The sequence below is a fragment of the Streptomyces sp. NPDC048424 genome (genome assembly GCF_040651555.1).
Lineage (GTDB): Bacteria > Actinomycetota > Actinomycetes > Streptomycetales > Streptomycetaceae > Streptomyces.
This window is the reverse complement of record NZ_JBEZKE010000015.1, coordinates 45,132-68,143: the sequence shown is the minus strand read 5'-3', so window position 1 is coordinate 68,143 and position 23,012 is coordinate 45,132. Positions and strand designations below refer to the sequence as shown.

Annotated in this window: 20 protein-coding genes; 12 read left to right on the top strand and 8 right to left on the bottom strand. The window is 71.6% G+C overall.

The window, feature by feature from the left end:
• The first annotated feature begins 24 nt into the window (after positions 1-24).
• From pheA to AB0D29_RS22015, 3 genes are all read left to right on the top strand, one after another.
• Entirely contained in the window at positions 25-960 is a 936-nt protein-coding gene (gene pheA, locus AB0D29_RS22025; RefSeq protein ID WP_351287936.1) for a prephenate dehydratase, read from the top strand.
• A gap of 538 nt (positions 961-1,498) precedes the next feature.
• Positions 1,499-2,776 carry a serine--tRNA ligase gene (gene serS, locus AB0D29_RS22020; protein ID WP_030707814.1) on the top strand — a complete coding sequence of 426 codons (1,278 nt, stop codon included), beginning with the start codon at positions 1,499-1,501 and terminating at the stop codon, positions 2,774-2,776.
• The gene (locus AB0D29_RS22015) at positions 2,773-3,585 is read left to right on the top strand and encodes an HAD family hydrolase (RefSeq protein ID WP_362856437.1); all 813 of its coding nucleotides are present in this window, start codon (positions 2,773-2,775) and stop codon (positions 3,583-3,585) included. Before serS ends, AB0D29_RS22015 begins: the two co-directional genes overlap by 4 nt.
• A gap of 138 nt (positions 3,586-3,723) precedes the next feature.
• Here AB0D29_RS22015 and AB0D29_RS22010 read toward each other — a convergent pair whose 3' ends face one another.
• Positions 3,724-4,266 carry a hypothetical protein gene (locus tag AB0D29_RS22010; RefSeq protein ID WP_362856435.1) on the bottom strand — a complete coding sequence of 181 codons (543 nt, stop codon included), beginning with the start codon at positions 4,264-4,266 and terminating at the stop codon, positions 3,724-3,726.
• A 162-nt stretch (positions 4,267-4,428) separates the two neighbouring features.
• On the opposite strand from AB0D29_RS22010, the gene AB0D29_RS22005 reads away from it, so the two are divergent.
• Complete coding sequence (locus tag AB0D29_RS22005) at positions 4,429-5,418, top strand: histidine kinase (RefSeq protein ID WP_362856433.1); 990 nt, start codon at positions 4,429-4,431, stop codon at positions 5,416-5,418.
• Positions 5,419-5,428: 10 nt separating this feature from the next.
• The gene (locus AB0D29_RS22000) at positions 5,429-6,076 is read left to right on the top strand and encodes a response regulator transcription factor (RefSeq protein ID WP_362856431.1); all 648 of its coding nucleotides are present in this window, start codon (positions 5,429-5,431) and stop codon (positions 6,074-6,076) included.
• A 4-nt stretch (positions 6,077-6,080) separates the two neighbouring features.
• Here the strand turns inward: AB0D29_RS22000 and AB0D29_RS21995 are convergent, their stop codons facing one another.
• The 5 genes from AB0D29_RS21995 to AB0D29_RS21975 form a co-directional block, all read right to left on the bottom strand.
• On the bottom strand, positions 6,081-6,731 hold the full coding sequence (locus AB0D29_RS21995; protein WP_362856429.1) for a rhomboid-like protein: 651 nt from the start codon (positions 6,729-6,731) through the stop codon (positions 6,081-6,083).
• Between the two features lie 83 nt (positions 6,732-6,814).
• Positions 6,815-7,534 (bottom strand): ABC transporter permease subunit, encoded by a 720-nt coding sequence (locus AB0D29_RS21990; protein WP_030707808.1) that lies wholly within the window; start codon positions 7,532-7,534, stop codon positions 6,815-6,817.
• Between the two features lie 15 nt (positions 7,535-7,549).
• Complete coding sequence (locus tag AB0D29_RS21985) at positions 7,550-8,461, bottom strand: ABC transporter ATP-binding protein (protein ID WP_351287955.1); 912 nt, start codon at positions 8,459-8,461, stop codon at positions 7,550-7,552.
• Complete coding sequence (locus AB0D29_RS21980; RefSeq protein WP_362856427.1) at positions 8,458-9,345, bottom strand: ABC transporter permease; 888 nt, start codon at positions 9,343-9,345, stop codon at positions 8,458-8,460. Before AB0D29_RS21980 ends, AB0D29_RS21985 begins: the two co-directional genes overlap by 4 nt.
• Positions 9,335-10,324: an ABC transporter ATP-binding protein gene (locus AB0D29_RS21975; RefSeq protein WP_351287961.1), complete on the bottom strand. Its 990-nt coding sequence runs from the start codon at positions 10,322-10,324 to the stop codon at positions 9,335-9,337. Before AB0D29_RS21975 ends, AB0D29_RS21980 begins: the two co-directional genes overlap by 11 nt.
• A gap of 217 nt (positions 10,325-10,541) precedes the next feature.
• Between AB0D29_RS21975 and AB0D29_RS21970 the strand changes: the two genes are divergently transcribed.
• From AB0D29_RS21970 to AB0D29_RS21960, 3 genes are all read left to right on the top strand, one after another.
• On the top strand, positions 10,542-11,411 hold the full coding sequence (locus AB0D29_RS21970; protein ID WP_319725750.1) for a M24 family metallopeptidase: 870 nt from the start codon (positions 10,542-10,544) through the stop codon (positions 11,409-11,411).
• A gap of 5 nt (positions 11,412-11,416) precedes the next feature.
• Positions 11,417-13,198: an SDR family oxidoreductase gene (locus tag AB0D29_RS21965; protein ID WP_362856425.1), complete on the top strand. Its 1,782-nt coding sequence runs from the start codon at positions 11,417-11,419 to the stop codon at positions 13,196-13,198.
• 180 nt (positions 13,199-13,378) lie between these two features.
• Positions 13,379-14,299: a MerR family transcriptional regulator gene (locus tag AB0D29_RS21960; RefSeq protein WP_362856424.1), complete on the top strand. Its 921-nt coding sequence runs from the start codon at positions 13,379-13,381 to the stop codon at positions 14,297-14,299.
• A 90-nt stretch (positions 14,300-14,389) separates the two neighbouring features.
• Here the strand turns inward: AB0D29_RS21960 and AB0D29_RS21955 are convergent, their stop codons facing one another.
• Complete coding sequence (locus AB0D29_RS21955; RefSeq protein ID WP_362856422.1) at positions 14,390-15,217, bottom strand: aquaporin; 828 nt, start codon at positions 15,215-15,217, stop codon at positions 14,390-14,392.
• Between the two features lie 134 nt (positions 15,218-15,351).
• On the opposite strand from AB0D29_RS21955, the gene AB0D29_RS21950 reads away from it, so the two are divergent.
• The 3 genes from AB0D29_RS21950 to AB0D29_RS21940 all read left to right on the top strand — a co-directional run bounded on the left by AB0D29_RS21950 (position 15,352) and on the right by AB0D29_RS21940 (position 20,993).
• Complete coding sequence (locus AB0D29_RS21950; RefSeq protein ID WP_362856420.1) at positions 15,352-15,891, top strand: RNA 2'-phosphotransferase; 540 nt, start codon at positions 15,352-15,354, stop codon at positions 15,889-15,891.
• Positions 15,892-16,080: 189 nt separating this feature from the next.
• Positions 16,081-17,937, top strand: a complete 1,857-nt coding sequence (locus AB0D29_RS21945; protein WP_362856418.1) for an HSP90 family protein — start codon at positions 16,081-16,083, stop codon at positions 17,935-17,937.
• Complete coding sequence (locus tag AB0D29_RS21940) at positions 17,934-20,993, top strand: tetratricopeptide repeat protein (protein ID WP_362856416.1); 3,060 nt, start codon at positions 17,934-17,936, stop codon at positions 20,991-20,993. The genes AB0D29_RS21945 and AB0D29_RS21940 overlap by 4 nt, the downstream gene beginning before the upstream one ends.
• Positions 20,994-21,040: 47 nt before the next feature.
• On the opposite strand, the gene AB0D29_RS21935 is transcribed toward AB0D29_RS21940, so the two are convergent.
• Positions 21,041-21,946 (bottom strand): LLM class flavin-dependent oxidoreductase, encoded by a 906-nt coding sequence (locus tag AB0D29_RS21935; RefSeq protein ID WP_362856414.1) that lies wholly within the window; start codon positions 21,944-21,946, stop codon positions 21,041-21,043.
• Positions 21,947-22,068: 122 nt separating this feature from the next.
• Here AB0D29_RS21935 and AB0D29_RS21930 point away from each other — a divergent pair, with 122 nt between their 5' ends.
• On the top strand, positions 22,069-22,941 hold the full coding sequence (locus AB0D29_RS21930; protein WP_362856412.1) for a Cof-type HAD-IIB family hydrolase: 873 nt from the start codon (positions 22,069-22,071) through the stop codon (positions 22,939-22,941).
• Positions 22,942-23,012 lie beyond the last annotated feature (71 nt).

The following is a 23,012-nucleotide window of genomic DNA, read 5'->3' as shown; positions in this document are numbered from 1 at the left end:
CGGCCCCGGCATTACGCTGATCGCATGTCAGCCACCCGCTTCACGTATCTCGGTCCCGAGGGCACTTTCACCGAGGCCGCCCTGCGCACCCTGCCGGAAGCCGCGACCCGGGAGCTCATCCCGATGGTGTCGGTACCGGCCGCCCTGGACGCCGTGCGCAACGGCGAGGCGGCCGCCGCACTCGTCCCGATCGAGAACTCGGTCGAGGGCGGGGTCACCGCCACCCTCGACGAGCTGGCCTCGGGCGAACCGCTGATGATCTACCGCGAGGTGCTGCTGCCCATCGCCTTCGCCCTGCTCGTGCGGCCCGGGACCGCCCTGTCGGACGTCAAGACCGTCACGGGACACCCGGTCGCCCAGCCGCAGGTGCGCAACTGGCTGCGGGCGAACCTGCCCGACGCGGTGTGGGAATCGGCTGCCTCCAACGCCGACGGCGCCCGGCTGGTCCAGGAGGGCCGCTTCGACGCCGCCTTCGCGGGCGAGTTCGCCGCTGCCACCTACGGGCTCGTCCCGCTGGTCACCGAGATCCACGACGCGGAGAACGCCGAGACCCGGTTCGTGCTCGTGGGACGCCCCGCGCGGCCCGCCGCGCCGACCGGCGCCGACAAGACCTCCGTCGTGCTGTGGCTGGGTGACGACCACCCCGGTGCGCTGCTGGAGCTCCTCCAGGAGTTCGCGGTCCGCGGGGTCAACCTGATGCTGATCCAGTCCCGTCCAACGGGACAGGGCATCGGCAACTACTGCTTCGCCGTCGACGCCGAGGGCCACATCTCGGACCGACGGGTCAGCGAGGCACTGATGGGCCTCAAGCGGACCTGTCCCCAGGTCCGCTTCCTCGGGTCCTACCCGCGCGCCGGCGTCGCTCAGAGTGATGTCCGGGCACCGCGCGCCGGAACCTCCGACGGTGACTTCACGGACGCCTCCGACTGGCTGACTCGCTGCCTCGACGGCCGCGCGTAGGGGTTCGTCCACCGTCCCGTCCACTGTCCACAGAGTTATCCACAGGGCGAGATGGGGACCTGGGGACAAGTCGACAGAACGGCATGACAAGGTCGACAAATCGGTCGGGGGGCCCAGGTTTCGCGCTGGAGAGCGGGAGGTGAACGGTGTCACCCCCGTATCACCGATCAACTCTTTGGGGCGAGTCATTCCCACCCGAATGAGTGTGTGAGGGTGGTTTGAACCCTGATTCGCCTCGGCCATCCGCCGATCAGGAATGATCTATTCCTGTGTCCACAGATGCAGCACACAGCCTGTGGATAAGTTGCGGACCGCGGCAATTCCTGTGGACAAGAACGGCCTGCGGCCCTGCTCAGGGACGGCCCGCCCGCCGGCATTGTGCCCCTTTTCGGGGAATGGAGCCGCTTTTATTGACGGTCCGAGAAGGTTCACTTCCGGTCAGCGATCAAGACTTATCCATTCGTTGCAATTAGGACATAGCGACACGCAGCGTGATATCGATGTGATCCCGGGAAGCCCCGCCCGGTAGCCTGGAGGGGTGATTGACCTCCGGCTGCTCCGTGAAGACCCTGACCGTGTCCGCGCCTCGCAGCGCGCCCGTGGAGAGGACGTCGACCTCGTCGACGCGCTGCTCTCCGCCGACGAGCGCCGCAGGTCATCCGGCATGCGCTTCGACGAACTGCGCAATGAGCAGAAGTCCCTCGGAAAGCTCATCCCGAAGGCCTCCCCCGAGGAGCGGGCCGAGCTGCTGAAGAAGGCCGAGCAGCTCAAGCAGGACGTCAAGGCCGCGGAGGCCGAGCAGAACGAGGCCGACGAGGCCGCCAAGCAGCTGCTCCTGCAGCTCGGCAACATCGTCCACGAGGACGTCCCGGTCGGCGGCGAGGAGGACTTCACCGTCCTGGAGACGCACGGCACCATCCGCGACTTCGCCGCCGAGGGATTCGAGCCCAAGGACCACCTGGAGCTCGGCGAATCGCTCGGCGCCATCGACGTCGAGCGCGGCGCCAAGGTCTCGGGCTCGCGCTTCTACTACCTGACCGGTGTGGGCGCCCTGCTGGAGCTGGCGCTGGTCAACGCGGCCATCGCACAGGCCACCGAGGCCGGCTTCATCCCGATGCTGACCCCGGCGCTGGTCCGTCCGCGCGCCATGGAGGGCACCGGCTTCCTCGGCCAGGCCGCGGAGAACGTCTACCACCTGGAGAAGGACGACTACTACCTGGTCGGCACCTCCGAGGTCCCGCTCGCCGCGTACCACATGGACGAGATCATCGACGCCGAGAAGCTGCCGCTGCGGTACGCCGGCTTCTCGCCGTGCTTCCGCCGCGAGGCCGGTACGTACGGCAAGGACACCCGCGGCATCTTCCGCGTCCACCAGTTCGACAAGGTCGAGATGTTCTCGTACGTCGCGCCGGAGGAGGCCGAGGCCGAGCACCAGCGGCTCCTGGAATGGGAGAAGCAGTGGCTGACCAGCCTGGAGCTGCCGTTCCAGGTGATCGACGTCGCCACCGGCGACCTGGGTGCCTCCGCCTCGCGCAAGTTCGACTGCGAGGCCTGGATCCCGACCCAGGGCAAGTACCGCGAGCTGACCTCCGCCTCGAACTGTGACGGCTTCCAGGCCCGCCGCCTGTCGATCCGCTACCGCGACGGCAAGAAGACCCAGCCGCTGTCCACGCTGAACGGCACCCTGTGCGCCGTTCCGCGCACGATCGTCGCGATCCTCGAGAACCACCAGCAGGCCGACGGTTCGGTGCGGGTGCCCCAGGCGCTCCGCCCCTACCTGGGCGGCCGCGAGGTCCTGGAGCCGATCAACAAGTGAGCCCGGCCCCGTTCCCGTACAAGCTCGTCGCCACCGATCTCGACGGCACGCTGCTGCGTGGCGACGACACCGTCTCGGAACGTACCCGTGAAGCGCTCGTCGCGGCCACCGCGGCGGGCGCGGCGCACATCATCGTCACCGGCCGTGCCGTGCCCTGGACCCGGCACGTGCTGGACGATCTCGGCTACAAGGGGATCGCCGTCTGCGGGCAGGGCGCGCAGGTCTACGACGCGGGTGCACACCGGCTGCTGACCTCGGTGACGCTGGACCGGCAGCTGGCCGGTCTCGCCCTGTCGAAGCTGGAGGCCGAGGTCGGCCCGCTGGCTCTGGCGGCCAGCCGGGACGGGGTGGACGGCGAGGTCCTGTTCGGGCCCGGTTACCAGGTGCAGGAGGGCCTCCCGGCCCTCTACCTGGAGGACACCGCCGCGGTGTGGACGGCTCCGCTGAACAAGCTCTACATCCAGCACCCGGAGCTCGGCGACGACGCGCTGGTCAAGGTCGCCCGGGAGACCGTGGGCTCGTTGGTCGACATCGTCATGGCCGGTCCGGGGATAGTGGAGATCCTGCCGCTGGGGCTGACGAAGGCCACCGGCCTGTCGCTGGCCGCGCGCCGGCTGGGGGTGAAGGCGGCGGAGACGATCGCCTTCGGTGACATGCCCAACGACATCCCGATGTTCGGCTGGGCCGCGCACGGGGTGGCCATGGCCAATGCCCATGCGGAGCTCAAGGCGGTGGCCGACGAGGTGACGACCTCCAACGAGGAGGACGGCATCGCGGTGGTGCTGGAGCGTCTGCTGGGCGCCGCGTAACCGCTACGGACGTACGAGAGGTCCGGGACAGCCCGCGCCGCGAGGCGCGCTCGAAGTGGCTGTCCCGGACCTTTTGTTGCTCCCCGCACGACTCACTCTGCCCCGGGCGGAAGTCGCGTACCAGCGAATTTCCGCGCATCAGCCGTGAATCCGGCGGCGCCGCCAGTAGGCGACGGTGAGGATGCCCAGCAGCGGACCCCAGAGCAGCAGGGGCACGTAGGACAGGTTGAAGATCCACAAGCCGGGTCCGGTGGGCGCGTCGGGATTCGCGGCGTTGACCTCGTTCCAGGTCGAGGCGCCCAGCACCGTGATGCCGGTGAGCGCGATCGCGCCCAGCGCCGCGGGAACCACCGCCACCAGGGGGTGGAACCGGCGTCCGCCCAGCGCGGGGATCCAGCGGGGCAGCTCCTCGCCCCAGCGCTGGACCAGCCCGAGGCTCAACAGGGCCAGGCACTCCTGCAGGACGCTGACGAAGATCAGGACCAGGGATTCCCGGCCCGGGTAGTACGAGTGGTGCAGATCGCTGCCCGGGCCCCATCCCATCGGAACGCCCGCCGCGACCACGAGCCGCCACACACAGCTGGGCAGCACCGTCAGCGAGGCGAGTCCGGCGAGCCGACGGAGCTGGGGGGAGACTCCGGGAGCGGTGTCCGAAGCGTGCGCGGCGGCGTTGACGGCCATCGTTCAAGTCCTGTCCGGGAGGGGCTGGTTGACGACTCAAGCCTCGTCGGCCGGGACCCTCGCGGCCATCCGCCGATCAGCAGGTCCGAGGCCCGGCCGGCCCGTGCGTCTGTGCCGATCGGCAGATGGCCGGCCCGCGGCGTGCGGTCGTAGGGTCGGCCCATGACCGTCAACCTCCGTGCCGCGCATGCCCCGTTGCTGGCCGTGGCCGCACTGGCCGGCATCGCAGCCGCCGCCCTGCGGGTGCCCCCGTCGTGGCTGCTGGTCTGGCAAGGTCCTCTGCTTCTCCTGCTGGTGCTGGTCGGCCGCTGGTCCCCGGTGCGCCCGGCGGTCGTCGCGGGCGCCCTGGGCGTGGCGGCCGCCGCGTTCTGGCCCGTTCCCCTGGTGTGGGAGAGCGGATCGTGGCTGGAGGCGTGTGGAGCGGCGGCGTTCTGGGCGCTGCCCGCCCTCGGTGCGGTGCTGGCCGGTGGCTACCTGCGCCGCCAGGCGGGCCGGGTGCGGCAGGCCGTCCGGGACGCGCGGCGCGACCAGCAGCTGGAACTGGCCCGGGATCTGCACGACTTCGTGGCCCACGACGTGAGCGCCATCGTGGTGCAGGCCCAGGCGGCCCGGTTCGTGGCGGCGCAGGACCCCGGCCACGCCGTCCGTGCGCTGGAGCGGATCGAGACGGCGGGGCTGAGCGCGCTGGCCTCCATGGACCGGACGGTCCACGCGCTGCAGGAGGCCGCGGGCGGGCCGACGACCCCGGTTCCGGGCCTGGACCGACTGCCGGAGCTGGTGGAGCGGTTCGAGGGCGGAGCGCTGGACGCCGACCCGCAGGCCGTACGGGGACTGTCGCGCGAGGCGGACACCACGGCGTACCGGGTGGCCGTCGAGGCGCTGACGAACGTACGCCGGCACGCGCCCGGAGCGGCCGAGGTGCGGGTCGCCGTCCGCCGGACCGGGGCCGGCATAGAGCTCAGCGTGGTCAATTCCGCGGCGCGCCGGGGCGCGGGCGGGCTACTGGCCCGCCGGAGGCGCAGCGGTACCGGACTGGCCGGTCTGCGCGGGCGGGTGGAGGCGGCGGGCGGGAAGCTGCGCGCCGGAGCGGACGCGGACGGCGGGTGGCGGGTTTGCGCGGTCTTCCCGGCGGAGGAGCACCCCCTCGGGTGATCATGGCGGTGTGACCACACGCATCCTGATAGCCGATGACCAAGAGGACATTCGCAGCGGATTCCGGCTGATCCTGGATTCACAGCCGGACATGACCGTCGTGGGGGAGGCAGCGGACGGGGAGCGCGCGGTGGCGCTGGCCCGGGAGCTGCGGCCGGACGTGGTGCTGGCGGACATCCGGATGCCACGGCTGGACGGGCTGGAGGTGACCCGGCTGCTGGCGCCCGAGACCCGGGTGATCGTGGTGACCACCTTCGACCTGGACGAGTACGTGCACACCGCACTGCGCAACGGGGCCTGCGGATTCCTGCTCAAGCGGTCCGGGCCGACGCTGCTGATCGAGGGGGTGCGGGCGGCGATGGCCGGGGACACGCTCATCAGTCCGCAGATCACGGTGCGGCTGCTGAGCCGGCTCACGGAGGCGGGACCGGTAGCCGGCCGCGCGCCGCATCCGCTGACGGAGCGGGAACTGGACATCGTGCGCCTGGTGGCGCGGGGGCTGACCAACGCCGAGATCGGCGCGGAGCTGTTCATCAGCGCGGGGACGGCCAAGACGCACATCGCGAACGTCCAGGCCAAGATCGGGGCCAGGAACCGGGTGGGGATCGCCGCGTGGGCGTGGGAGCACGGCGTGGCGAAGACGGGGGCCGACTCCTGACGTTTCACGTGAAACGGGGTCGTGTTTCACGTGAAACATCGTGGCGGGTGAGCGGCCAGGCGAGCAGGCCGACGGAGAGCGCGATGGCGTGGCCGAGATCGGTGAAGGTACCGCCGGTGGCGAGGGGGAGCCCGAAGAAGGCGACCGCGCCGGCCAGGTAGAACCACCGCCAGGGGCTGGGGAGCCGGTAGGTGAGGACACCGACGGCGGCCGCCAGCCCGTAGCTGACGCCGATGTCGACGACATGGGTCATGCTGCGCGGGGCTCGGTGGTCCTCGATGGCCATCAGCAGGACCCGCTGGCTGACCAGGGTGGCGATGATGTGGGCGCTCGCCACGATCAGGAGCCAGCGCTGCGTGCCGAGCCAGCGTTCGACGGGGGCGTAGAACAGCTCGAAGAGGACGGCGTAGAGGGCGAGCGAGGCCGGGTTCTCGATCCAGAACGCGCTGCTGAGGAGCGCCCGTACGGGGTGTTGGACGAGCTGGTGGATGTTGCTGCTGTTGCGGTGGAGCAGGACGTGCTCGACCCGGTCGGGCGCGATGACGACGACGATGCTGGTGACGGCGATGATCAGCAGCCAGATGTGCGTCCCGGGCGAGGAGCGTATCCAGGACCGCAGGGGCCTGGACGGCTCCGGCTCGCTGTGCTCGATCATGCACCGATGATGACCCGCAAAGCTGTGCCCCGCCTGGCCGGTGGGCCGGGCGGGGCACTGTTTCGCAGGTGCCGCGGCGGGACTTACTCCTCGCCCGCCAGGGTGAGGCGGCGCAGCTTCTGGCCCGCGTAGACGGTGGCGCCGACGGTGACCACGGAAAGCAGGACCGCGGCGGTGGGAAGGCCCACGGTGGCGTCGACGTACCCGTCACCGGCGACCTTCTCGGCAAGGGCCAGGGCCCACTGCTGGACGCTGAGGGTCTTGGCGCCGGAGACCAGGCTGCCGAAGAGCGACTCCCAGATCAGGGCGTAGACCAGACCGAAGACGACCGCGTGCCGGCTGACCGTGCCGAGCAGCAGGAACAGCGCGCTGTAGGCGATCGAGGCCACGAGGGCGGCGATCGTGTAGGCGACGGCGATCTGCTGGCCGTTGCCGTTGAGGATGAACCCGGCGATCAGGGTGGGGATCGCGGAGAAGGCCATGGTGACGGCGATCGCCACGATCAGCTTGGTCATGATGATCGTCGGGCGCTTCAGCGGCTTGGAGAGCAGGTAGACGATGGAGCCGTCGTCGATCTCCGGGCCGATGGCGCCGGTGCCGGCGATGACGCCGATCAGCGGAACCATGGTGGCGAGGGCGAAGCCGCCGAGGAGGTCCGCGGCAACCTTGTCGTCCACACCGGCGAAGGCGCGGACGGCAAGGGCGATGACGATCAGCAGGGCGGGCAGCGCGAAGAGGATCAGTGCGCGCCGCCTACCGAGCAGGGCCCGGTAGGTGAGCCGGGCAACGGTGGGGTCGTACATGGGTGCCAGCTCCTTTCAGGCCGAGACGAGGTAGGAGAAGACCGACTCGAGGGACTCGTCGGAGGGCGAGACCGTCATCAGCCGGATGTCGTGCGCGCGGGCCACACGGGGCAGCAGCTCCGTGAAGCGGCCGAAGTCGACGGCCTGGATGCGCAGCGCGCCCTCCTTCAGATCGACCTCGATACCGGCCGTGGAGGGGTCGGCGATCAGGGCCGCGGCAAGGGCCCTGTCATCGGAGGACCGGACGAGATAGCGGTGCGGGCGGTCCGTCATCAGGCGGCGGATCTTGCGGAAGTCACCGGAGGCGGCGTGCCGGCCGGCGACGACCACCTCGATGTGCGAGGCGAGCTGCTCGACCTCCTCCAGGATGTGGGAGGAGAACAGGACGGTGCGTCCCTCGTCGCCCATGCGTCGCAGCAGGTCCATCAGCTGCATGCGCTGGCGCGGGTCCATCCCGTTGAACGGCTCGTCCAGGAGCAGCACGGACGGGTTGTGGACGAGGGCGGACGCCATCTTCACGCGCTGGCGCATGCCCTTGGAGTAGGTGGAGATCTTGCGGTCCTGTGCGTACTCCATCTCGACGGTGGCGAGGGCCCGCTGGGCATCCGCGTCGTCGAGGCCGTGCAGCTCGGCGTTGGCGACGACGAACTCCCGGCCGGTGAGGAAGTCGTACATCGCCTCGCGCTCGGGCACGACGCCGATCTGCTTGTAGACCTGCTCGTTCTGCCAGATCGGCGCTCCGTCGAGGGTGACGGTGCCCGTGGAGGGGGCGAGGAAGCCGCCCATCATGTTGATGAGGGTGGACTTCCCCGCGCCGTTGGGCCCCAGGAGCCCGGTGACACCGGGTCCGATGCTCATGGTCACGTCGTTGACGGCGACGACGTTCCCGAACCAGCGGGAGGTGTGGTCGATGTCGATGGTGGTCACAGCCCGGCCTTCCGGTAGCGGGCCATCAGGGCGGCGTAGGAGCCGGCGATGAGGCCGAGGGCGACGAGCAGGTAGACGGCACCGACACCGGCCGAGGGTCCCTCGCCGCCGGGGAAGGCGGAGGTCGCGTTGAGGAACGCGGTCTGTACGCCGTCGATGAGGGTGATCGGGGAGAACAGGCCCATCCACTCGATGGCCCCGGCGTTCCCGGTGCTGTAGGCGATCCCCTGGACCGCGGTCACCGCGCCGAACGGGATCAGGAGCACCGCGATGATCGCGGCGACGCCGAACCCGCGGCGCGGGGTGAGCGCGGCCATGACCAGGCCGAGGCCGGCGAAGAGCAGCGACAGCAGCAGAACCGACACGAGTCCCTGCCCGAATCCCTTGGTCTGGTGGGCGAAGTCGAACTTCGCCAGGAGCGAGCCGATCCACATGATCAGCAGCGGGGTCGCGGTGAGGATGAACAGGGCCGAGGCCATGGCCGCGTACTTGGCCACGACGTAGTCGACGCGTTCGATGGGCCGCGAGAAGTAGAGCGGCACCGTCTTGAAGCGCAGGTCCCGGGAGACGGACTGCGGTGCCTGGGACGCGAGGAAGAGGCCGATGATCACCTGGGTGGTCAGGGCGTACGTCGTGTACTTGATCGGCAGGTCGGTGGAGCCGGGCACCGCGATGGCGACCGCGACGATGATCAGCGCGGGGACGCACATCACCGCGAAGAGGATCATCGGCAGGACCTTGGACTTGGCCGAGCGGCCGAGTCCGTAGGCGCCGCGCAGGGACTGCGAGAACAGCGACTTGCGGGCGTAGGCACGGCCGAGCCGGGGGCCGTCGTAGGACCGGTAGCCGATGTTGTGGATCTGGGTCGAGGTCTCAGGCGCCATCGGAACCGGCTCCCTTCTGCTGGACGGAGTGCGCGGGCTGATCGCTGTCGCGGAAGACCTCCGCGATGTGGTGGCGGCGCTGCTCCATGCGGACCAGGCCGATACCGAGATCGGCGACCGTGTCGCGGACGGTGTCGTAGGTGTCCTCGCCGGAGGCCTCGACGAGGAGGATGTGGCCGGCGCCGGGCAGGCCCTGCTCGCTGCCCTCGTGCAGGACGACGCCCGCCTCGGCGAGCGCCTTGCGCAGGGCCGCGGTGCCGTCCGGGTGGGTGTCGGAGTCGGTGACCTCGACCGCGAGGGTCGTGGTGATCTGGGTGAAGTCGCTGGTGGAGCTGGAGCGCAGCAACTTGCCGCCGTCGACGACCACCACGTGGTCGCAGGTCCGCTCCAGCTCTCCGAGGAGGTGGGACGTGACCAGGACGGAGATGCCGAAGTCCGTGTAGACGCGGCGGATCAGGCCGAGCATCTCGTCACGGCCGACCGGGTCCAGGCCGTTGGTCGGCTCGTCGAGGAGCACCAGCTGGGGGTCGTGGACGAGTGCCTGGGCGAGCTTGACGCGCTGCTTCATGCCGGTGGAGTAGCCGCCGATGGGGCGGTAGCGCTCCTCGTACAGCCCGACGTGGCGCAGGGTGTCGGCGGTGCGCTCGCGGGCCGCGGTCGGCGGCAGCCCGGACATGCGCGCCATGTGGACGACGAACTCGGTGGCCGAGACGTCGGGTGGCAGGCAGTCGTGCTCGGGCATGTACCCGACGCGTTCACGGATGGCACTGCCATGCGTTTTGACGTCGAGGCCGAGCACGGCGGCGCTGCCCTCGGTGGCGGGGGACAGTCCCAGCAGAATTTTGATCAGCGTGGACTTGCCGGCTCCGTTGGCACCCACGAGGCCGGTCACACCAGGCCCGATGTCCAGGGAGAGCCGGTCGAGGGCGGTCACTCGGGGGTACCGCTTGCTCAGGCTTTCGGTCGCGATGACAGTCACGAGCTCGACGTTAGTGGCGGAGCTCTCGCGAAGCGTCAGACCTTGAGTGGGATCCCGTATCCGCCTTGAGGCGTACGCACCCGTACTGGAGGCTGATGTGGACCGGACAACTTTATCCACAGGTCTGTGCACGACCCTTGACGTGATCTCCGGTCATTGTCACATTCATCAGTGTCAAGTTACGGGCGCGTACGGCTAGACGGATGGACGGGCTGACATGGCTGGGGACACCAAGCAACGCACCGCGCGACTCTCCGGACGACTCTCCGCCGATCTGGGCGGGTTCAGAGAGGTGCAGCGCCTCTCGTACGAGTGCGCCGAGGCAGTCGCGGCCCAGCTGCGGCCCGGCGTGACCGAGCGCGAGGCGGCGCGCATGCAGCGCCAGTGGCTGCGCGACCGTGGCGTACGGGACTGGTTCCACCTCCCCTTCGCCTGGTTCGGGGACCGCACTGCGTTCGCGAACTTCAAGATCCCGCTGCAGTTCTTCCCGACCAACCGGAAGCTGGAGCCGGGGATGCCGTTCATCCTCGACATGGCGCCGGTCTTCAAGGGCTACGCGGCCGACATCGGGTATTCGGGCAGCCTCGGACTGAATCCGGTGCAGGACCGGCTGATGTCCGACCTCCAGGCCCACCGCGTACTGATCCTGGAGCAGGTGCGCGAGCGCCGCTCGCTGCGCGAGATCTACGAGAACGTCGAGCGGCTGATGACCCGGCAGGGGTACGCCAACCGGCACCGGGCCTATCCCTTCGGCGTGATCGCGCACAAGATCGACCGGGTCAAGGAGCGGCGCTGGTCCCCGACCGCCTTCGGGTTCGGCACCCAGTCCCTCAAGGGGCTGGCCGGTGACGCCCTGCACGGGCATCGCGAGGGCTGGTCCCCGCTGTGGAGTCCGTACCACTTCTCCGACCACCCGCCACAGCCCGGACTGTGGGCGGTGGAGCCGCACCTGGGCTTCCGGGGCACCGGCGCGAAGTTCGAGGAGATCCTGGTCGTCACCGACTCCCGGGATCCCGAGGAGAGCGCGTTCTGGCTGGACGACGACCTGCCGCACGTGCGGCGCTGGGCCGAGGAGAAGGCAGCATGAGCGGCATGAGCGGAGCAGGAGTGGCGGGGCCGGCGGGTGCGCGCGAGCGCTGGGTGAGCACCGGAGGGGTCGAGCTGTGCGTCGTCGAGCTCGGCGAGGCGGACCGCCCGACCGTGCTGCTGGTGCACGGTTACCCGGACAGCAAGGAGGTCTGGTCGGAGGTCGCCGAGCGGCTCGCCGCCCGCTTCCACGTGGTGCTCTACGACGTACGCGGCCACGGGCGCTCCACCGCGCCGCAGCCGCTGCGCGGCGGTTTCACCCTGGAGAAGCTGACCGACGACTTCCTGGCCGTGGCGGACGCGGTCAGCCCGGACCGGCCGGTGCACCTGGTCGGCCACGACTGGGGCTCCGTACAGGGCTGGGAGTTCGCGACGGTCGGCCGCACCGAAGGCCGCATCGCCTCCTTCACCTCGATGTCCGGTCCCTCCCTCGACCACTTCGGGCACTGGATCAAGAAGCGGATGACGCGGCCGACCCCGCGCGCGGCCGCGCAGCTGCTCGGCCAGGGCGCCAAGTCCTGGTACGTCTACATGCTGCACACCCCGGTGCTCCCGGAGCTCGCCTGGCGCGGGCCGCTCGGCAAGCGCTGGCCGTCGATCCTCCAGCGCGTCGAGAAGGTTCCGGCCGGCTCGTACCCGACGGCCTCGCTGCCCTCGGACGCGGCGCACGGCGCCTGGCTCTACCGCGACAACGTGCGGGCGCGGCTGCGCCGGCCGCGCTCCGACGCGTACGCCCACGCACCCGTGCAGCTGATCACCCCGACCGGGGACGCCTTCCTGTCCGAACGGCTCTACGACGGCCTGGAGCACTGGGCCCCGGACCTGCTGCGGCGCACGCTGCCCGCCAAGCACTGGGTGCCGAGGACCCGGCCGGACCAGCTGGCGGCCTGGATCACCGAGTTCGTCACCGCCCGGGAGGAACCGGCCACGCGGGCACCGGAGCTCAAGGCTCCGGGCCGGTACGCCGACCGCTTCGGCGGCCAGCTGGTCCTGGTCACCGGCGCGGCCAGCGGCATCGGCCGGGCCACCGCCTTCGCGTTCGCCGAGGCCGGGGCCCGCGTGGTGGCCGTCGACCGCGACGCCGAGGGCGCGGCGCGCACGGCCGACATGGCCCGGCTCGTGGGCGCCGCCGAGGCCTGGGCCGAGTGCGTGGACGTCAGCGACGAGCAGGCGATGGAGAAGCTCGCGGAGAAGGTCGCCGCCGAGTACGGCATCGTGGACGTCCTGGTCAACAACGCCGGGATCGGCCTGTCCGGAGCCTTCCTCGACACGACGGCCGAGGACTGGAAGAAGGTCCTGGACGTCAATCTGTGGGGCGTCATCCACGGCTGCCGGATCTTCGGCAGGCAGATGGCCGAGCGCGGCCAGGGCGGGCACATCGTCAACACCGCCTCCGCCGCGGCCTACCTGCCCTCCAGGACCCTGCCCGCCTACAGCACCTCGAAGGCCGCGGTGCTGATGCTGTCGGAGTGCCTGCGCGCGGAACTGGCGTCGAAGTCGATCGGGGTCTCCGCGATCTGCCCCGGCATCGTCAACACCAACATCACCGCCACCTCGCGCTTCGCCGGGGTGGACGAGGCCGAGGAGAAGCGCCGCCAGGAACGCTCCTCGCGGCTGTACGGGCTGCGCAACTTCCCGCCGGAGAAGGTCGCCGACGCCATCCTGCGCGCCGTGGTCCGCAACGAGGCCGTCGTACCGGTGACTCCCGAGTCCAAGGGCGCCCTGTGGATGTCCCGCCACGCCCCGCGCGTCCTGCGGCGCCTCGCGAGGCTGGAGCCGAAGCTGTGAGCGGGGGCTCGTGGTGGAGAGAGCCCGGCACGGCCATATCCCGCTCCATCCGGCGGTCGTACCATCCCTCGCAGGAGGGCTCGCTGCGCAGGGCGGTCGAGCACCTTGCGGCTTCACCTGCCGCCCGGGCCGCGGCGGGCGGCTCGGTCGGCCCAGCCGCGATGTCGTAGGGAGCCGGGATTGTCCGATCAGGCGGTAGCCGAGTACCGGATCGAGGATCTGGCGCACCACAGCGGGGCGACGGTGCGCACGATCCGCGCGTACCAGGACCGCGGGCTGCTGCCGAAGCCGGAGCGGCGCGGCCGTTCCAACGTCTACCGGGACACGCATCTGGCGCGGCTGCGCCAGATCGCGGACCTGCTCGACCGCGGCTACACCCTGGCCTCCATCAAGGAGTTGCTGGAGGCCTGGGACGCGGGACGCGGCCTGGGCGGCGTACTGGGCCTGGTCGCCGAGGTGCACGGGCCGTGGACCGACGAGGAGGCCGCGCGGATCAGCCGGGAGGAGCTGAACGAGCGGTTCGGCGGCCGGCCGGACGACGAGGCGGTGGGCGAGGCGTGCGAGCTGGGGGTCCTGGAGCGGATCCCGGGGCGCCCGGACCAGTTCCTGGTGCCCTCCCCGCAGGAACTGGCGGTGGCCGCCGAGCTGTACGCGGCCGGGGTGCCGCTGCCGGCGATCACCGGACACCTGCGGGAACTGCGCGGGCAGGTGGAGCACATCGCCTCGCGGTTCCTGGAGTTCACCACCGAGCACGTCTTCGCGCGCTACCTCGGGCAGGTGCCGCCCACGGACGCGGACGCGGCGGAGGCGGCGACGATGGTCCGGCGGCTGCGCCCGCTCGCCCAGCAGACCGTGGACGCGGAGCTGGCGCGGGCGATGCGGCTCTTCGCGACCCGGCATCTGCAGCGGCACCTGGGGACGGCGGGCACGCCCCAGCCGTCGGGGCCCTCACCGGTGGCGCTGCCGGCCGGGACGGTACGGGCGGTGCAGGACCTGGTGGGCCCCGACCACGTGGCGGAGTTCGTCCGGGCCGCGACGGAGCGGGAGCTCCAGGCCCGGACCATGAACGATCTGGCGCGCCGGGCGGAGCCTGGCCGGTAGTCCACAGGGCGGATCATGCATTTGCCGTCAAAACCCGCCCAAACGGCTGTGGACAAGTGCCCTTTTCCTGTGGGCAACTGAGGCGACGTCTCAGCCGACGGGCTCGTACGCCGCCTTCGTGGGGCTCGCACCGTCCGCCGGCCCGGTCTGGGGCAGGGACGCCGGCACGGCCGTCTCGACCGGTGCCGGCACCGCTGTCCGCGAGGCCCCGCCCCCGCTTTCACTCCCGTTCCCGTTCCCGTTCCCGTACAGCAGGGCGGCCAGGGCCAGGCCGAGGATCCCGCCGATCAGCTGGGCGGCGACGAATCCGGGCAGCGACTCCGGGGCGATGCCGGTGAAGGAATCGCTGAAGCTGCGCCCGATGGTGCCGGCCGGGTTGGCGAAGGAACCGGAGGAGGTGAACCAGATCGCGGCGGCGATGTACGCCGCGACCGCCGCCGGGATGAGCCGGGGACGCCCGATCCGCCCGAGGCCCTGGATCACGAGGACGAGACCGGCGGTGGCGACCACCTCGCCGATGAGCAGGTGCCCGCCGTCGCGCACCTGGGTGGAGAAGGTGCCCGGGGTCCGTCCGAACATGGCCTCCGCGAGGAGGGCGCCGCCGATGGCTCCCGCGGTCTGGGCCACGGTGTAGACGAACGCCTCCCGGCCACCGAGCCCCTCGCCGCCGGTGCGCCGAGCCCACCAGGAGGTGAGGGTGACCACCGGGTTGAGGTGGGCGCCGGAGAGCGGCCCGAAGAGGGTGATGATCAGCCCGAGGCCGATGGCCGAGGCGAGCGAGTTGGCGATGAGGGCGACCCCGGTGTCCCGGCTGAGCTCGGCGGCCTGCAGTCCGGAGCCGATCACAACCACGAGCAGTCCGGCGGTCCCGATCAGCTCGGCAGCCGCGCGGCGTGACAGAGAGGTATGGGCTGTCATGGTTTCTCCCCCTGATCAGAAGTGGCAGCGGAAAATATATTCCGCATCTTGGAATGGCGATAGAGGGTGTCCACCACCGGGCCGCACCCGAAAATCCCTGCCGGAAGACCGCCCGAGCGGGCACGCTGGGGCCCATGGATGAAAGACGCACCGTGAAGGTGTCGAAGTACGTCTCGAAACACCTGCGGCACCAGCCGGAACGGATCGGACTGGTGCTCGATCCCCACGGCTGGGTGGAGATCGACGATCTACTGGGGGCCGCCGCCGCCCACGGATTCCACTTCAGCCGCGCCGAGCTCGACCACGTCGTCGCCGCCAACGACAAGCAGCGGTTCGCCGTCGACGGCACCCGGATCCGGGCGAACCAGGGGCACACCGTCGCCGTGGACCTGGACCTTCCGGAGGCCGAACCGCCCGCGTACCTCTACCACGGCACCGTCGCCGCCGCCCTGGACGCGATCCGCGCCGAGGGCCTGCGCCCGATGGCCCGCCACCACGTGCACCTGTCCCCGGACCGGGAGACCGCGACCCGCGTCGGCGCGCGGCGCGGGCGGCCCGTCGTGCTCGCCGTGGACGCCGGCGCGATGCGTGCGGCCGGGCACGTCTTCCGGATCAGCGCCAACGGGGTGTGGCTGGTCGACGCGGTGCCGCCGCAGTTCCTGCGCTTCCAGTAGCCCTTCCGACAGCGCATCCGAGAGCGCACCGGCAGCGCTGCCGGCGGCGGTTCCGGGGCATTCCCAAGGGCGGGAATTCACGCTGAGATTGTCGGACCATCCCCCTAATGTGTGTCCCACTCCGGGATCCGTGAGGGGGGTACCTCGCGATCACCGAACCATCCCTGCACGTACGCGAGGTGACGCCCCATGACGTCCGCACCCCACAATTTCCAGGTCGATCTGCGCGGCCTGGTGGATCTCCTCTCCCACCACCTCTACTCCAGCCCGCGCGTCTACGTCCGCGAGCTCCTGCAGAACGCCGTGGACGCGGTCACCGCCCGCCACGCCCTCGACCCGGAAGCCGAGGTCCGCATCCGGCTGTCGGCGTCCGGCGGCCGCGTGACCATCGAGGACAGCGGCATCGGCCTGACCGCCGACGAGGCCCATTCCCTGCTCGCCACCATCGGCCGCAGCTCCAAGCGCGGCGGCGACGGCTCCATCGCCGAGCACGGTCTGGAGGCCACCCGCCGCGAATTCCTCGGCCAGTTCGGCATCGGACTGCTCGCGTGCTTCGTCGTGGCCCGCCAGATCCGCGTGGTCACCCGCTCCGCCCGCGACCCCCATGCCGCGCCCGTCGAATGGCTCGCCACGGACGACGGTTCGTACACCGTCCGCGAACTGCCCCACGAGGCGCGCCCGGAGCCCGGTACCACCGTCGTCCTCGAAGCCCGCCCGGGCGCCGCGGAATGGACCGTCCCGGCGACGGTCGAGGAACTGGCCCGCGACTACGGCTCCCTGCTGCCGTACGCCATCACCTTCGACGACGGCGAGGGCGGCGGCCCGCGCCCCGTCACCGACCGCCCCGCCGTATGGGACCGGTCCTTCCCCACCCCCGCCGCCCGCCGCGTCGCGCTCGCCGGGCACTGCGCGGAGCTCTTCGGCTTCACCCCGCTCGACAGCATCGACCTCGACCTGCCGGTCGCCGGCGTGCGCGGGGTGGCGTACGTCCTTCCCGAGCCGACCAGCCCCGCCCACCGGGCCGGACACCGCGTCCACCTCAAGGGCATGCTGCTGACCGACCGGGCCGACAACCTGCTGCCGGACTGGGCCTTCTTCGTCCGCGCCGTCCTCGACACGGACACCCTGCGGCCCACCGCCTCCCGGGAGAACCTCTACGACGACGAGACCCTGGCCGCCGTACGGGAGGCACTCGGCGCCCGCGTCCGCGGCTGGCTCGCCGAGCTCGCCGCGAGCGAACCGGACCGTCTGGCCGCGTTCCTGCGCGTCCACCACCTCGGTGTGAAGTCCATGGCCCGGCACGACTCCGAACTGCTCGGGCTGATGCTGCCGTGGCTGCCGTTCGAGACCAGCGACGGCTCGATGAGCCTGCAGGAGTTCGCGGCCGCCCACACGGACATCCACTTCACGCGCACCGTCGAGGAGTTCCGCCAGATCGCACCGATCGCGGCGGCCCACGGGCTCGGCGTCATCAACGCCGGCTACACGTACGACGCGGACCTGCTGGCCCTGCTGCCCGCCGTACGCCCCGACCTCAAGATCACCGAGCTGGACGCCGGAGCCGTCACCGAACGGCTGGACCCGGTACCGACCGCGGCCGAACTGGAGCTCGCCGGCTTCCTGGCCACCGCACGCACCCGCCTGGAACCCCAGGGCTGCGACGTGGTGCTGCGCGCCTTCCAGCCCGTCGCCGTCCCCGCGCTCTACCTCGACGACCGCCAGGCCCGCCAGGAGCGCGACCGCACCGCCGCGCTGGAGAGCGCCGACTCCCTGTGGAGCGGCATCCTCGGCGCGCTGCGGGGCTCCGCGCCGCGCGCCCGACTGGTCCTCAACCACAACAATCCGCTGATCCGGCGGATCGCCGCCCTTCCCGACGAGGCACTGACCGGCACCGCCGTCGAATCGCTGTACGGGCAGGCCCTGCTGATGTCGCAGCGGCCGCTGCGCCCCGCCGACTCCACCCTGCTCAACCGGGCCTTCCTCGGACTCCTGGAATGGGCGACGCACTCCACCGATGCCCGCGATGCCCAGGAGGACCAGAAGTGACGACGCTGACGCGCGAGGAGATCGTGCGGGGGCTGGCGGAGAACCGCGAAGCGCCGAACGGCGCGGCGCGCAACGCGCACGCCGAGGCCCTGGCCGGTGCGGCCGAGGCGAACGGCGACCGCCCGCTGTTCCGCGAGGCCCTGGACAACCTGATCAACGCCTATCTCTACAGCTCCGAGTCGTCGAAGATGCTGGTGCCCTTCGCGCGGCTGCTCCAGGAGTACGACAAGGACCCGGGCGCCTTCGGCGAATGGGACGCGCACTCGCTGTTCTGGCAGTTCAAGTGGGTGGCCTCGGCCATCTCGGACTCCCCGGGGATCCCGCTGGAGTCAGCCGTCGGCTGGCTGGACGAGATGGAGCGCCGCTACAAGATCGCGGGCTACAGCGAACGGCCCGTGCGCGAGGCCGAGCTGTGGCTCGCCCATGCGATCGGCGACGACGAGCGGGCCGAGCGGGCCTTCCGGCGCTGGCTCGCCGCGGAGCGCGACGACATGAGCGACTGCCAGGCCTGCGAGCTCAACGGCCAGGGCCAGTACGCCGTCGTGCAGGGCAAGGACGCCGAGGCGCTGGAGCTGTGGAAGCCGGTGCTCACGGGCGATCTGGTCTGCGCCGAGGAGCCGCACCGGGTCCTGGCCACCTCGCTGCTGCCGCTGCTGCGGCTCGGCCGGGCCGACGAGGCGCGCTCGAACCACGTGCGCGGCTACCGCATGGCCCGTGGCAACGAGAGCCTGCTGCCGTCGGTCGGCAGGCACATCGAGTTCTGTGCGCTCACCGGCAACGAGTCGCGCGGACTGGAGATCCTGGCCGAGCACGCCGCCCATGTGGCCCCGCTCGCCAATCTCGACGACCGGCTGGCCTTCCACGGCGGCATCCTCGTGCTGCTGCGCCGTCTGGAAGAGCTGGGACACGGCCGGAGCCCGGCCGTGCCGTACGAGGGGTCCCCCCGTACGGTCTCCGAGCTGTACGGGGTGCTCCACGCCGGCTGCCTGGACATCGCCCGGCAGTTCGACGCGCGCAACGGCACGACCCGGGTCTCGGACCGCTTCCTCGCGCGGGTGGGCCGGGAGCCGCTGGTGGGCGCCCTGCCGCTGGGGGTGCGCAGTGCGGAGCTGCCCCGGACCGACACGGCGCGCGCCGCTGTTGGCGCCGCCTCCGCCGTGCCCGCCGTGCCCGCGCCGGTCGCGGTACCCGCCGGGTTCACCGAACTCGTGGAGCGGGCCCGCGGTGCCCGTGACCTGAGCCATCCGGGCGCGGACGCCCTGTGGGCCGAGGTGGCCGTACGGGTGGAGGCACAGCCGGAGCCCGATCCGCTGGTCCTTGCCGACCTCGCGGACCAGCGGGCCCTGGCCTCCGCACGGCGCGGGGACGAGGAGGCTCCGCAGCTCCTGGCCGCGGTCCGCGACGGCTACCGGGCGCTCGGCCGGGCGGAGCGCGCCGCGCTCGCCGAGCTGCGGCTGGCCAGCGTGGCCGCGCAGTCGGGGGCCGCGCCCGCGGAGATCCGGGAGCTGCTGCGGGTCGCCCTGCGGTCCGCCGAGGCACTGGACGCCGCCGAACCGTTGCGGGCCCGGCGGATCGCGCTCGCGGAACTGTCGGCGATCCGCGTGGAGTCGTACCTGCGCTCCGTCGAGGCGGCCGGCCCGGACGATCACCACCAGGACCATCACCACGACGGGGAAGAGGAGCACGGTCACGGTGAGCTCGCCGCCGAGCTGACCGGCTTCATCTCCGCCTATGGGGACGTCGCGGCGGACCTGGTCGCGGACGCCGAGGAGATGCTGGGCCGGGTGGCCCTCGCGCAGGGCGACCCCGAGCGGGCCCTGCCGCTGCTGGCGGCCTCCGCCGCGCGGGCGGTCGCCGCCGGCCGGCCGTGGCAAGCCGTGGACCCGCTGGTGCTGCGGGCCGGGGTGCTGATGTCCCTGGACCGGCCCGAAGAGGCTGAGGAGGCGGCGCGCTCCGGGCTGGAGCACGCGGCCGAGCTGACCGACGCCGAGGCGCAGGGCGTCGTACGGCTGACCCTCGCGGACATCCTGCTGCGGCGGGGCGGCCCGGCGCAGGAGCCCGCAGCGCTCGCACTGGCCGGAGCCCACTGGTTCGACCAGGCCGGTCTCACCGCGGACGGCGGGGCACAGGCCCGGCTGCTGCTGGCCCGGGCGTACGCGCGCGAGGACCGGGCCGCCGAGGCCGCCGAGGTCCTGCAGTCGGCCCTGCCGGATCTGCTGGAGCACGGTGAACAGCAGGCGGTGTCCGTACGGGAGTTCCTGGGCGACCTGCTGCGCCGACTGAACGAGCCCCGGCCTGCGGCGGAGCAGTACCTGCTGGCGGCGGAGCTGACCAAGGGCTGGGAGGATCCGCGCCCGCAGGCGGGCCTCGCGCAGTCGGCCGCCGACACCCTGTCCGACGCGGGGCTGCCCGCGGAGGCGGTCGCCGCCTACGAGCGCGCCCTGGAGCTGCACCGGCTGACGGGCGAGGCCCCGGTGGCCGAGGTACGGGTGCTGCGCTCCCTGGCCTGGCTGGGGCTGCGCGAGGAGGTCGACGCCCCGGCGGTGGAGCAGGCCCGCGGCCGCATGGCCGAGGCCGCCGAGGTGCTGGAGGCGGCCCTGGCCGCGGATCCCGGTGATCCCGAGCTGCGCTCCGAACTCGCGCAGACCTGGCACCAGCTGGCCCAGGTGCTCGACCGGCACGTCAGCACGAACGAGGAGACCCCGGAGGACGAGGCACCCGAAGACGGGGCCCCGGCCGATGCGGGCCACTCCGCGAGCCCGGTCCCGGCCGCCCGGCTGAGCCGTGCGGAGGCCGACGCGCTGCGCCTGGAGGAGATCGAGCTGTGGGACCGGGCCGCCCGGGCCTACGCCGAGCTCGGTCCCGATCATCTGCGGGACCGGTTCCAGTGCCTGAACAACGCGGCCTGGACGGAGCAGGAGCGGGGCGACGCGCAGGCGGGAGCAGCGCGTGTCTCCGCGCTGATCGACGAGCTCCGGGCACGGCCCGAGGACGAGCTGCCCGACTGGTTCCTGCCGTCGGCGGAGCGTCTCCTCGAGCAGTTGAGCGGGGCGTAGAGCGTCGGTCGTCGCCGCTCCGGTCCGGAGCGGCGACGACCGGTGGATCAGCTGTCGAGCTGGGCCAGAGCCTCGGTGGCGATCTTCTCGAAGACGGCCTCGTCGGCGGCGAAGTCGGAGTCCGGGATCGGCGCGTGGATCACCAGCTCGGTGAAGCCGAGCTCGCGGTGGCGGCCGGCGAAGTCGACGAACGCGTCCACGGACTCCAGCACGGTGTTGGCCTCCGGCGTGAAGCCGGTGAGCAGGATCTTCTCCATGGGCTCGGATTCCCGCCCGATCTCCACGAAGGCCTTGTCGAGCCGTTCGAGCTGACCACGCAGGGCCTCCCGCGACTGCTCGGGCGTGCCCTCCTCGAAGAGCTTCGGGTCACCCGTGGTCACCCAGGCCTGGCCGTGGCGGGCGGCAAGACGCAGACCGCGCGGTCCGGTCGCGGCGACCGCGAACGGCAGCCGCGGCCCCTGCACGCAGCCGGGAAGGTTGCGGGCCTCCTCGGCGCAGTAGAAGGTGCCCTCGTGGCTCACCGAGCCCTCGGTCAGCAACCGGTCCAGCAGCGGCACGAACTCGGCGAAGCGGTCGGCGCGCTCCCGCGGGGACCAGGCCTCCTGGCCCAGCGCGGTCGCGTCGAAGCCGTTGCCGCCGGCTCCGATGCCGAGGGTGACGCGCCCGCCGGAGATGTCGTCCAGGGACATGAGTTCCTTGGCGAGGGTCACCGGGTGGCGGAAGTTCGGCGAGGTGACCAGCGTGCCCAGGCGCAGTCGCTCGGTGGCGGTGGCCGCCGCGGTCAGGGTGGGCAGCGCACCGAACCACGGGCCGTCGCGGAAGGTCCGCCAGGACAGGTGGTCATAGGTGTAGGCGGTGTGGAATCCGAGCTGCTCAGCCCGGAGCCACTGATCGCGGCCTCCCTCGTGCCATCGACGTACCGGAAGGATCACCGTGCTCAGACGCAGACTCATGCGTCGAGCCTACGGCGAGGCGATGTTTCACGTGAAACATCGCCTCGTGTGAAACATCATCCGGCGCGGCAGCCGGAATCGATCATGGTCCGGCCGTACCCGACCATGGGCGAAGATGGAGCGTGACCTCGGCTCCCCAGCGCCCGGACGGGCCTACCCCCACGCCCCGGCTCATCGCCACCGACCTCGACGGCACCCTGCTGCGCGACGACAAATCCGTCTCGCCGCGTACCGTCGCCGCGCTCGCCGCCGCCGAGGAGGCCGGGATCGAGGTCTTCTTCGTCACCGGACGCCCGGCCCGCTGGATGGACGTGGTCAGCGACCACGTCCACGGGCACGGCCTCGCGATCTGCGCCAATGGCGCGGCGGTCGTCGACCTGCACGCCGGACGGGAGTTCGTCCAGGTCAGGTCCCTCCCGCGGGCGGCGGCACTCGCCGTCGTCGATGCCCTGCGGATCGCCGCACCCGGTACGTCCTTCGCGGTCGAGCTGACCACCGGCATCAACTACGAGCCGGCGTACCCGCCGTTCTTCAAGGACCCGGCCGCCAGGATCGCCACGGCCGAGGAGCTGCTGTGGGAGGCCACGGACGGGGGCGGAGCACCCGTGCTCAAGCTTCTGGCGCACCACTCCGAGATCACCCCGGACGAGTTCCTGGCGCTGGCCCGCTCCGCCGCCGACGCATACGCGTCGATCACCCGCTCCAGCCCCACCTCCCTGCTGGAGATCAGCGGGCACGGCGTCTCCAAGGCCAGCACGCTGGCGCTGTGCTGCGCCGAGCGGGGCATTTCCCCCGCCGAGGTCGTCGCGTTCGGGGACATGCCGAACGACGTGGAGATGCTCAGCTGGGCCGGCACCTCGTACGCCATGGGCAACGCCCACCCGGATGTGATCGCGGCCGCGTCCGGCCGTACCGTCGCCAACAACGAGGACGGGGTCGCCCTCGTCATCGAGCAGATCCTGGCCGAACTCGTCGCACGGCGGCAGCAAGCCTGAGCAGCGGGCCCATCGCAGGGCGGCGGCAGGCCTGAGCAGCGGCTCCGAGCGATCGGGCCGCAGCGGCGGGC